This window comes from Burkholderia sp. Bp9142, assembly GCF_003853415.1.
Lineage (GTDB): Bacteria > Pseudomonadota > Gammaproteobacteria > Burkholderiales > Burkholderiaceae > Burkholderia.
The window spans coordinates 1-11,412 of sequence record NZ_QTPP01000071.1; the positions used below are offsets into that span (position 1 = coordinate 1).

Consider the following 11,412-nt stretch of genomic DNA (forward strand, 5'->3'; position numbering starts at 1 on the left):
CCTTTTCTTCTTCATCGGCATATCCATGATTTTTACACCTCATGATATGCCTCGCCCACGAAATCACGGATAGGTCCAGACGACACCCTTCCTCTAGTTCTCAGCGACGGCTTTTCGTGTCGTTGCCAGGTTGAGCGCTTTTCCGATATTCGTGCGCAACACCCGATACAGGCGCTCTTGGCCCTGCTATCGCGTAGCGGCAATCGCGCACTCGTCGAGGGGTAGCTCGGGTTCCATCAATGTCGGCCAACGACCGAAACTCAAGTTACCTTTGAGTTCGCGCATCAGTGTTGCAACCTCGCAAGTAGATCCGTGCACACCACGCCAAAGCCGTGCGCGGGCGCTATCGGTTCCGATTGAGCCCGTGGCGCCGGTTGTGTCGCGTGGGTATTTAGGCGGCGCGGTGCCTGCTCATCCAGTTCCACATCTCCTCAGCCGCTGTGTTCTGGCATTCTGAAGTGCGATATATCCGAATTTCCAGGTCGGTAGCCCAGCTATCCGAGCCAGCCACCGCAACAATCTTGTTGTCCAGTTCCTTTGCGATACAGCTCCGCGGAAGCCATCCCAGGCCGTTGCCCGCGATTACCATCGCCTTCACCGCTTCGGACATGTGCGCCTCGAAGGTGCGACGCAGCGAACATCGGCTCGGTGCGTTCAGGATCAGCATCTCTACGACGTTCCCGAGAAACGTTCCTGGCGCATAGGCCATAAACGGCACCGCATCGTGATTCTCGCCCGGCAGCCTGTAGATCGGCTCCCCACGGCCGTCGGCAGCCGAGATTGGCAGTAGCCGGTCCACGCCAAGTGTCAGGAAGGGAAAGCGGTTGGCATCGAGGAGGATAGGCAGTTGCGGATGGTGATAGGCGACAAAGAGATCGGTATCACCTTCCACCAGTGCTTGTACACCATCAGGCACGTTGACGGCCTGGACCTTGGTCTTGATGTGCTCCAACTCGTCTCTCAACTGCCTGAGACGCCCTGGTACGAACGTAAAGAGCAGCGTATGCACGACGGAGAGACGGACGACCTCCACGCCGTCAGCTACTAGTTCATGTGCCTGCGCTAGTGTGCGCGCAGCGTAAATATCCCGAAGAATGTCGGCGGCCTGTCCGCGAAACATGATCCCGGTCGAGGTCAGCCGTATCGGGCTGACGGTGCGATCGATGAGTTTCGCGCCAAGCCAGGATTCGAGTGCCGCGATTCGGCGACTCAAGGCGGATTGGGTCAAATGCCGGTCATCGGCTGCGCGGGAGAAACTCCGTGTCTCGGCTAACGAGAGGAAGTCCTCCAACCATTTAGCTTCCATTTCTGTTCCTGTGGCTGGCGCTACATTTTGAGCCCTTCTTGGTCTCATTCTCACATCCATTGCGCATTTCGATGCATGGTATTCCAAATGCGCATGATGCTCACGACATTCAAATTTGTCCGCGTACGCTTTGTTCATCCGACCACCATGGTGGTCTTCGGGGGAGCAATCAGGTAGTCGGTTGCGGGTAGGTGGCCGGCCAACCGGAAGTGTCGCTTCCACTTCAGAGGCACAAACAACCGGGATGCTCACGCCCCGTTATCAGCTTCGCTCATTTTTGTTAGGAACCTGTATGAACTCGGAATATCAGTATTGCAAGAACGCTTCGTGGCTTGATGCGGCAAAGGGTGACCACGCTTCGCCCGCCGTGGAGAATCTGGGTGAATGGCGCCTTGCCGTCAAAGAAATTCACGGCTGGCCCGAGTATGTCGCCCAGCCGTTGCACTCGCTGGATAACCTGGCCGGGCAATTGAACGTCTCGAAGATCTACTACAAGGACGAAAGCCAGCGCTTTGGTCGAGGCATGGGCAGCTTCAAGGCGCTCGGCGCGCCGTACGCGGTCTTTTGCATTCTTGCCGACGCTGTCGAAAAGAAGACCGGGACGCGCCCGACATCCGACGACCTGCGACAAGGAAAGTATCGGGAAATCACGGAGCGCATCACAGTCACGGTTGCGACCGACGGGAATCAGGGCCGCGGGCTGGCCTACGCGGCCAAGACGTTTGGGTGCCGCTGCGTGATCTTTATCCATGAACACGTAAGCCCCGGTCGGAAAGACGCGATGGAAGCCCTTGGTGCTATCGTGATTCGCATTCAGGGCGAGTACGAAGCGTCCGTCGCGCGCTCACGAAACGACGCGAAAAACAATGGCTGGCACTTTGTCTCCAGCACTTCGTGGGATGACTATGCCTCCGGGTCGCCGCGCGATGTCATGAATGCCTACATGGTGCTCGTAGATGAGGCGTTGCGGCAACTGCCGGACCCGCAAGCCATTACTCATATTTTCGTTCAAGGGGGGGTCGGCAGTATCGCCGCGGCGATTTTCCTGCGCTTTTATCAGGAGCTTGGCGGCTCCACGCCCCGTATGGTGATGGTGGAGCCGAATGAAGCGGACTGCCTCTACCAGAGCGCATTCAACAAGGTACCGACGCCGTCGCCCGGTTCGTTGCACACGATCATGGCAGGCCTGGCGTGCCGCGAGGTTTCGCCTGCCGCATGGGCGATCCTCGATTGGCTCGCCAGTGACTTTGTGACGATCCCCGACACGTGGGCCGAAGAGGCTATGCGTACGCTTGCAGCCGGCAACGGAGATAAACCGGTCGTGTGCGGCGAAACTGCGGCAGGTGGGACTGCCGTGGTCTTGAAGTCGAAGGAAATCCCGGCGCTCCGTGAAGCGCTTGGCTTGAATCAGCATAGTCAGGTTCTGCTGTTCGGTCTCGAAGGGGCGACGGATCCGGTCATCTACGAACGGATCGTTGGGCGGCCAGTAGCTGACGTTTTTGAAGGTGCCTCCAGATAAGTCGTGATGTGAATGGTGGGCGGTGCGCCACGCGAATCCACGTGATGTCGACGCCCACCCAAATGGCCACTTCCCGGATGAGGTGGGGCCGAACAATCAGAACGTGCAGTCGTTTCGGACCGCGCGTCGGTGGCGCTCGCGTACATGACTGCGCCGGAACGACTCACGAAGGCAGGGCACGATATCGCGCTTCACGTGCACGTGTGATTGCCAAAGCATTAGGAGACTGTTGTGACCACAATTGCAGGACGCCTCTCAGCCTTGTCTATCGATCTTCCCACGGTCCCCGCTCCGGTTGGGAGCTACGCATCGTACTACCGGTCGGGAAATCTGCTGTTCCTCTCCGGGCAAGGCGCCCGAAATGCCGATGGCACACTGCGAAAAGGGCGGCTTGGCGATGGTTACACGACCGAGCAAGGCTACGACGACGCGCGAAGGATCGGGCTTCAGCTGCTTGCGACCGTTCAGAATGCGATTGGCGATCTGGAAAACATTCGTGGGGTCGTAAAAATTCTCGGGATGGTTCAGGCGACTCCAGACTTCAAGGACCATCCCAAAGTAATTGACGGCTGTTCGAATCTGTTCCTGGAAGTCCTTGGTGAAAGGGGGCGACACGCACGTTCCGCGGTCGGAATGGCATCGTTGCCCGCTGGGTTGTCGGTCGAGATCGAAGCGGTCTTCGAGATCGTGTCATCGACCTAACGCACTACGTTTCGAGACTACACCTAGCAACTGCGGGCAAGTCATCTGTTCGCTTCGAGAACGCCTGCGATCGGCAAGGCGGCTTGCCATAGGTTCCCACCGAGAAATCCATGAAACAGAGAAAATCCAAATCCATTACCCGCTATATAGTTGGCGCGATGATCCTGGGCGCCATCGTAGGAGCAATCTGTCACGACCAGATTTCCGATTCCACAAAGATTTTGTCAATCGCCGGATATCTATCCATTGGAACGGAAGTCTTTCTCCGTCTTATAAAAATGATCATCGCGCCGCTGGTTTTCGCGACATTGGTTCCCGGTATCGCAAAAATTGGCGACGCAGGCGCAGTCGGGCGAGTAGGGTTGAAGGCGATGACGTGGTTTATCTCCGCGTCACTTGTTTCGCTCGCACTTGGTCTCATTCTCGCAAACTGGTTGCAACCTGGCGCCCATACCAATCTTCCGTTACCAGAGGTGGGAGCGAGCATACCGTTGAGCACGACGGCATTTTCTCTCAAGGACTTTATTACTCACCTGGTTCCACGTTCCGCAGCAGAATCGATGGCGCAGAACGAGATACTGCAGGTTGTCGTGTTCTCGATTTTTTGCGGAACAGCCCTCGCTGCGCTCGGCGAGCGGGGCAAGCTGCTGGTCGAGGTGATCGACCAGGTCGGGACGATGATGCTGAAGATCACGGAAGCGGTCATGCGCTTCTCGCCAGTTGCGGTGTTCACCGCAGTCGCATCGATCATCGCGACAAAAGGTCTCGGTATTGTGCTGACCTTTGCCAAGTTTATTGGTCTTTTCTATCTCGGACTGGCAAGCCTTTGGGTCGTTCTGGTTCTGGCGGGATTTGTCTTTCTCGGTCGACGCGTCTTTACCCTTATCCGGACGATTCGCGCGCCGTTCCTGCTGTCGTTCATGACAGCGAGCTCTGAGGCCGCCTTTCCCCAACTGCTGACAGCTCTCGACCGGTTTGGAGTGAGCCGGCGGATTTCGAGTTTCGTTCTTCCGCTGGGCTATTCGTTCAATCTCGATGGAACGATGGTCTATTGCACGTTCACCATTCTCTTCATCGCGCAGGCCTACGGTATCGCGTTGCCGATCGAAACACAGATTGTCATGCTTTTGATGCTCATGGTCACTTCCAAGGGCATTGCAGGGGTTCCTAGAGCGTCTCTCGTCGTCATCGCCGCAACGCTTAACCACTTCCACCTTCCGGAGGCAGGATTGCTCATGATCATGGCGGTTGACACGTTCATGGATATGGGGCGATCCGCGACAAACGCCGTTGGCAATTCGATAGCCTGCGCAATCGTCGCAAAATGGGAGGGTGCGTTAGGCTCGTCGGAAGCGGACGACCGAGAAGCGGACGCGGAAACAGGACTGGGTCAGGAGCATGTGTCTTCGCCCCGTCCAGCCGATGCTTCGACCTGACTCCGGGCGAGAGGCTGCCCTGCCGCAATGTGTGATTGCGGCAGGAAGCTAGTTTGCTTCGAGCGACTGGTGAAACGCAGATATTTCCCTCGAGAGTGCTTCGGGAGCCTCAAGCGGAATCATGTGTCCTGAACCGTGCAATAGTCGCAGCCGGCAATGGGGAAGTGCATTGTTCATCTCCTCCAGATGCTCCACCTGGACGAGCCTGTCATCCGTTGAACCCACGATCAGGACGGGACAGTCGAGCGTCGACAACGAAGGAAGGAGATCAGGGCGGTCCATGGAGGCCGACAGCTGCGCCTGGAAGGTTCGTGCACCGAGCGAGTGGTCCATCTCGATAATGAGATCGGTCAAGCCGGAATCAGCGGCACCTGCGCTACCAAGGAATGTTGCGACCTGCGCTCGTGAGATCCCGGCATAAGGCCGTGAAGCAAGGTGTTCAAGCATGCGTTGGCGTCGACCGCGTTCCTGCGCGCCGAGTCCTCTCGCTGAAGCCGCAATGACAACGAGCGAGCACAGCTTTTGAGGGTTGGCGAGGGCATGTTCCAGGGCGAGATAGCCGCCCATCGAGAACGCAACGACGTGCGCACCTTCGGGAATCTCGTCGGCGAGCTTTAGGTGGATCGCGTCGCGGTCGCTAACGTCAGCGAGCGAGATGAAGTGCGGTTGGATCTGCTGACCGAGATAGGGTAGCAGACGGCTCCACAGCCGTTCGTCGCACATGGTACCTGGTACAAACTCGATTTTCATCTTTGAAGGTGCTCGTGGGTGGAATAGGAAGCGATGCAAGCCTGAGTGGCAGGGGCCTATTCATCGACTTCAACCGATCGGGTCTTCGCCAAGTATGTGCCCAGCGACGCAACAAACGAGGATACGATCCTGCTCTCCTCACGGGATCGCGTCACGGCCATAATTTTGGCGACTTCGGGAAAGTTTGCAAGCCTGACGAACGCAACGTCGCGGCGGCATCCCTCGCACACAGAGCGCCCGACGAGTGAAAAGCCCAGGCCCGAGGCAACCATGCCCAGCGCGATATTGATCTCGTTTGCGTGATAGGACGGAACTGGGTTACCACCGGCTCTGCGCAGCAACGAGAACGTGTCTTCATCGTAATGCGTTTGTGGGATTCTCGGGAAGGGAATGAAGGGAACATCGTCTAGATGCTCGGCTTTCAAGATCTTTCTGCGCGCGAGCCGATGGTCGGCGGGAAGCGCAACCACGAACGGGTCGTCACAGAGTGGCGTGTAGGTGAGCCCATCGACCGTTCGACGTTCCCCACAAAGCGTGAAATTCCGATCTAAATTCTCCCGGTTAGCAAGTCCGAAGGCTGATCCTCTGTCGTGCGTGCGAGCAAATCGATTTGTACTTCAGGAGATGAGGCCCGGAAATGACGGACGGCATGCGGGATGATTGAAAACATCACGGACCGGACGAGCTCGATCGCTACGCGCGAAAGAGTTCCAGTGGTTTGCCGTGACTGAGCTCGGTCGGATAGACGAGGTAATACGCAGAATCGGCATGCGAACTTATATCCACAGGTATGACGAGACCAAGCTGTTCGACCTGCCTTTCGACGAAGAATTTCGGTACCAGCGCAATCCAGAGTTCCGCAGCCGCTGCTGAGGTGACTTCGTGAAGGTGCCTGAAATTCGGCAAGGTGATCTGCGCCTCACCGTCAGACACCACGCCCAACGTGGCGCCGACTGTTTCCATCAAACCTTGTTATCCGAAGCTGTCGGATACCATTTTCTGAACGTCGATCATGCGTGTTCCAAGCGTGTGGAGTGGCAAGCCGGCGGGTTAGCGCATCGCATGCCGAGACGTAAAGTGAAGTCGTGAAGGTGTGGCGGCGGGCCGCGGATTTGCTCTCCAGACCGGAAGCTCCCGCACCCTCGCCACCGTTACGCTTCTCAATATGGCGAATGAGCCTACCAGGCGTGCTGCTGATTGTCAGGAAACGATCCATCCTTGACGGCACCAACATATGCGCTGAAGGCGGCATGGACTTCACCCGTTTCCTTCATAAAATTACGCACAAACTTCGGCATACGCCCAAGGTTTATGCCGAGCATATCGTGCATGACGAGCACCTGGCCTGCTGTACCGCTTCCCGCCCCGATGCCGATAGTCGCGCACGACGTCATTTCGTCTGTGATGACTTGCGCCAGTCGAGCCGGAATCATTTCGAGCACCATCATCGTCGCTCCCGCGTCATCGAGCGCCCGTGCGTCAACGCGCAGTCGATCCGCAGCTTCTTGCTGGCGCCCCTGGACACGAAAACCGCCAAGCGCTGACACCGTTTGCGGCGTAAGCCCAAGATGGCCACAGACGGGAATCCCGCGCTCGACCAAAAACGCGACGATTTCTGTCGTCCAGCCGCCGCCCTCGAGCTTCACCACGTTAGCGCCGGCTTGCATAAGTTCTACGGCCGACGTAATCGCCTGCTCTCGAGATTGATGATAGCTACCGAAGGGCAGATCCGCGATCACCAATGCTGTTGCTTGGGAACGTACAAGTCCGTGCGCTACGCATCGAGTATGGTATTTCATCTCGTCGAGCGATACACCGACCGTGGTAGCCATACCTTGACACACCATTCCCAACGAGTCACCGACCATGATGCAATCAACGCCCGCAGCATCTGCGACCGCTGCAAACGTAGCATCGTACGAGGTTAGCACGGCGATCTTTTCGCCCTTTGAGCGCATATCTGCGATGCGCATTGTGGTGATTGGTTTCCGGATGCGTTCAGTCTGGCTGGCGGTCGAACCATACGGTGCGGTTGTTTGCTCGGCCGCCTCTGGATGAGGAGCCGACGTGCTTGAAATAGGACGTTCGGACATGTGTCGTTCAAAAAAAGGTGAAAAGCATAATGGACTCGAAGTGATTGCCGTGAAGCGCTGATGCATAGACGCACAATCGATCGCATCTTTTGAGGATTGGTCGGCGTGCTCAGCTGTTCGAGTCTGCACGTGGGCAGCACGCTTGTGGAAGCGGTGAGCGTCCGTTGCGATCATGCCTCATCGAGAGGCACGAGTGTGTAAAGAGGCGGCGTATGTCGATTTTTCTCTCGGAAACGAAATGGGCACTGTAGGCAAGATTATTTTTTATGAGGGTCCAGTTCAGACGTAGAGGTGCAGAGGTTTGCGAATCAGTCAAAATAAAAATCAATTGCATTTCGATATTTGATTGGTGATATCTATTTGTGGGAAGGTATTTTTTGGCGACCGGGATGTCAAGCGCAGAAAGATCATGGCGTAATGACTTTTTGGAATGTCATTTTTTCCCGGGGACGCACCGCCAGTCCGCATCGAAGCTGCTACTCACTTCATATTTAACTAGTTCATTTTCATCGTATTCCAGAGAGTTCAAACATGCATGAGGTCATGACTTTTTCGGCCTTGCCCGTGAGTTTATGACTGGACAGAATTCGATCTCGGTAGTGCCTGGAACGAAGTGATTCGCAAGGGGCCACTATTTGTCGTCACTACGATCAGAACAAGAGTACAGAAGGCAGTGGCGGACTTAGCGGGGAGATTTCAACCGTGCGTGCGTAGGTTGATCTAATGAGATTGGAGGAGTGAGACGTGAGGTTCAGATCATCTTGGCCATCGAAGATTGCCAAGCCGGTATTGGGGTTAGATATTGTTCGCTGCCGAGTGCACAGTCATCCTTGGCGTAAGGCGATTTATACGTGGTCAGTGCAAACTTGTTCCCGCATAGCCTTGCTCATTCGGAAGATGCAAGGTGTCACGGATGACTACCAGCCTAGTGGGCTACTCACCGTGATGCGCGTCGCAGTCTAGGCGACTTCGACGCGACATCGTTTTTCGCGTTGTCCAGCCTCCCCAATCAAATAGGCATTCCAGATGGATATTTTCATCCAGCAGATTCTCAACGGACTGGTGCTCGGTAGCGTCTACGCCATCATCGCGTTGGGCTATACGATGGTGTATGGCATCCTCGGCATCATCAACTTCGCGCATGCGGACGTACTGATGGTAGGGGCAATGGTCGCGCTGTCGGCCATTACCGTGTTGCAGAACCATTTCCCGGAACTAGGCAACGTCGCGACCCTGACGATCGGGCTAGGCATCGCCGCGGTCGTCTGTGCGGGCGTCGGCTTCACGATCGAGCGCGTCGCATACCGGCCGCTGCGTCGTGCACCGCGCCTCGCACCGCTGATTACCGCAATTGGCGTATCGATCCTGCTGCAGACGGCCGCGATGATCATCTGGTCGCGTAACCCGTTGCCGTTCCCTCAACTTCTGCCGACCGACCCAATAAACGTAATCAAGGCGACCGACACGACAACTGGCGCCGTGATCTCGATGACCGAAATCGTGATTATCGCGGTGGCGTTCATCGTGATGGGTGGCCTGCTGCTGTTGGTCCACAAGACGAAGCTTGGCCGCGCGATGCGTGCGATTGCGGAAAACCCAAATAATGCAAGTCTGATGGGCGTGAACCCGAACTTCGTGATCTCGGCGACCTTCATGATTGGTTCGGCACTGGCTGCACTGGCCGGCGTGATGATCGCGTCCGAATACGGCAACGTGCACTTCTACATGGGCTTCATCCCTGGCCTGAAAGCGTTCACGGCGGCGGTGCTGGGCGGGATCGGCAATCTCGCAGGTGCGATGGTCGGAGGCTTGGTTCTTGGCCTGATTGAGCAGCTCGGCGCGGGTTACATCGGCAACCTCACGGGCGGCGTATTCGGCAGCAACTACCAGGACGTGTTCGCCTTCATCGTGCTGATCATCGTGCTGGTGTTCCGTCCGTCGGGCCTGTTGGGCGAGCGTGTGGCTGACCGCGCATAAGGAGAAGCAGATGAATTCCACCCAACAGATTGAAACGCCGATGACGCTTGTCGAAGAGCGCAACACCGCCAAGACCGTCATCATCGGCATCCTGACTGCGGCCTTCGTTATCGCGGCGCCGATCATCATCGGCTCGGCGGGCGGCAACTACTGGGTCCGCGTGCTCGACTTCGCGATGCTGTACGTGATGCTCGCGCTGGGCCTGAACGTCGTGGTCGGCTTCGCCGGCTTGCTCGACCTGGGCTACATCGCGTTCTACGCGGTGGGTGCGTACACGGCGGCACTGCTGAGCTCGCCGCACCTGGCCTCGCAGTTCGAGTGGATCGCGGCGCTCGCGCCGAACGGGCTGCACGTGCCGTTCCTGCTCATCGTGCCGATCGCGATGGCGCTCGCGGCGACCTTCGGGATCCTGCTCGGCGCGCCGACGCTGCGCCTGCGCGGCGACTACCTGGCGATCGTCACGCTCGGCTTCGGTGAGATCGTCCGGATCTTCATGAACAACCTCGACCGCCCGGTGAACATCACCAACGGCCCGAAGGGGATCACGGGCATCGATCCGGTGCACGTCGGCGGCTTCAACCTGTCGCAGACGCACTCGATCTTCGGCTTCCAGCTGCCGTCGGTCTACATGTACTACTACCTGTTCGTGCTCTGCGCGCTGCTGGTGATCTGGACGTGTACGCGCCTGCAGCACTCGCGTATCGGCCGCGCCTGGGCGGCGATCCGCGAGGACGAGATCGCGGCGAAGGCGATGGGTATCAACACCCGTAACGTGAAGCTGCTCGCATTCGCGATGGGCGCGTCGTTCGGCGGCCTGTCGGGCGCGATGTTCGGCTCGTTCCAGGGCTTCGTGTCGCCGGAATCGTTCACGTTCTGGGAATCGATCGTCGTGCTCGCGTGCGTGGTGCTGGGCGGCATGGGCCACATCCCGGGCGTGATCCTGGGTGCGGTGCTGCTCGCGATCTTCCCGGAATTCCTGCGCTCGACGATGAGCCCGCTGCAGCACGCGATTTTCGGCCACGACATCGTCGATACCGAAGTGATCCGTCAGGCGCTGTACGGCCTCGCGATGGTCGTCATCATGCTATACCGCTCGGAAGGCCTGTGGCCCGCGCCGAAGCATGAGGACAGAATCGCGAAACTGGCGAAGCGCGCCAGCAAGAAGCCGGTGCGCGCCTAACCTACGGACACTGGGGATACACACATGAGCGACAAAAAAATCCGACTGTCCGTTAAAGGCGTGAACAAACGCTTCGGCGGCCTGCAGGCACTGTCCGACGTCGGCCTGCAGATCAAGGAAGGCGAGATCTACGGGCTGATCGGCCCGAACGGCGCCGGCAAGACCACGTTCTTCAACGTGATCACGGGCCTCTACACGCCGGACTCCGGCGAGTTCAAGCTCGACGGCACGGAATACAAGCCGACCGCGGTGCATCAGGTCGCGAAGACGGGCATCGCGCGCACGTTCCAGAACATCCGCCTGTTCGGCGGGATGACGGCGCTCGAGAACGTGATGGTGGGCCGCCACGTGCGCACCAAGCACGGGCTGCTCGGCGCGGTGTTCCAGACGCCGGCCGAACGCCAGGAAGAGCGCGAGATCAAGGAACGCGCGATCGAGCTGCTCGAATA

9 protein-coding genes and 2 pseudogenes are annotated in these 11,412 nt (G+C 57.8%); 6 read left to right on the top strand and 5 right to left on the bottom strand.

From position 1 onward, the window contains the following. Window positions 1-391 precede the first annotated feature (391 nt). Window positions 392-1,306, bottom strand: coding sequence for a LysR family transcriptional regulator (locus DIE22_RS37400; protein WP_124607510.1), 915 nt, complete (start codon window positions 1,304-1,306; stop codon window positions 392-394). 292 nt (window positions 1,307-1,598) lie between these two features. Here DIE22_RS37400 and DIE22_RS37405 point away from each other — a divergent pair, with 292 nt between their 5' ends. The 3 genes from DIE22_RS37405 to DIE22_RS37415 all read left to right on the top strand — a co-directional run bounded on the left by DIE22_RS37405 (window position 1,599) and on the right by DIE22_RS37415 (window position 4,963). Next, window positions 1,599-2,825: a diaminopropionate ammonia-lyase gene (locus tag DIE22_RS37405; protein WP_124607511.1), complete on the top strand. Its 1,227-nt coding sequence runs from the start codon at window positions 1,599-1,601 to the stop codon at window positions 2,823-2,825. A gap of 231 nt (window positions 2,826-3,056) precedes the next feature. Then, complete coding sequence (locus DIE22_RS37410; protein WP_124607512.1) at window positions 3,057-3,527, top strand: RidA family protein; 471 nt, start codon at window positions 3,057-3,059, stop codon at window positions 3,525-3,527. A 110-nt stretch (window positions 3,528-3,637) separates the two neighbouring features. Further along, window positions 3,638-4,963 (top strand): dicarboxylate/amino acid:cation symporter, encoded by a 1,326-nt coding sequence (locus tag DIE22_RS37415; protein ID WP_124607513.1) that lies wholly within the window; start codon window positions 3,638-3,640, stop codon window positions 4,961-4,963. Between the two features lie 48 nt (window positions 4,964-5,011). On the opposite strand, the gene DIE22_RS37420 is transcribed toward DIE22_RS37415, so the two are convergent. The 4 genes and pseudogenes from DIE22_RS37420 to panB all read right to left on the bottom strand — a co-directional run bounded on the left by DIE22_RS37420 (window position 5,012) and on the right by panB (window position 7,791). After that, window positions 5,012-5,713 carry an alpha/beta fold hydrolase gene (locus DIE22_RS37420; RefSeq protein ID WP_124607514.1) on the bottom strand — a complete coding sequence of 234 codons (702 nt, stop codon included), beginning with the start codon at window positions 5,711-5,713 and terminating at the stop codon, window positions 5,012-5,014. Between the two features lie 56 nt (window positions 5,714-5,769). Next, window positions 5,770-6,234 (bottom strand): annotated as a pseudogene (locus tag DIE22_RS37425) (LysR family substrate-binding domain-containing protein); the annotation flags it as partial. A 172-nt stretch (window positions 6,235-6,406) separates the two neighbouring features. After that, window positions 6,407-6,601, bottom strand: a pseudogene (locus DIE22_RS37430) (LysR family transcriptional regulator); the annotation flags it as partial. A gap of 290 nt (window positions 6,602-6,891) precedes the next feature. Beyond that, window positions 6,892-7,791 carry a 3-methyl-2-oxobutanoate hydroxymethyltransferase gene (panB, locus tag DIE22_RS37435; RefSeq protein ID WP_409410213.1) on the bottom strand — a complete coding sequence of 300 codons (900 nt, stop codon included), beginning with the start codon at window positions 7,789-7,791 and terminating at the stop codon, window positions 6,892-6,894. Between the two features lie 1,041 nt (window positions 7,792-8,832). Between panB and DIE22_RS37440 the strand changes: the two genes are divergently transcribed. From DIE22_RS37440 to DIE22_RS37450, 3 genes are all read left to right on the top strand, one after another. Beyond that, a complete protein-coding gene (locus DIE22_RS37440; protein ID WP_124607518.1) occupies window positions 8,833-9,783 on the top strand; it encodes a branched-chain amino acid ABC transporter permease in 951 nt (316 codons plus the stop codon). Between the two features lie 10 nt (window positions 9,784-9,793). Continuing rightward, complete coding sequence (locus tag DIE22_RS37445; RefSeq protein WP_124607519.1) at window positions 9,794-10,963, top strand: ABC transporter permease subunit; 1,170 nt, start codon at window positions 9,794-9,796, stop codon at window positions 10,961-10,963. 24 nt (window positions 10,964-10,987) lie between these two features. Further along, window positions 10,988-11,412 (top strand): ABC transporter ATP-binding protein (locus DIE22_RS37450; protein WP_148093209.1); only part of this gene is annotated, 425 nt, incomplete at its 3' end.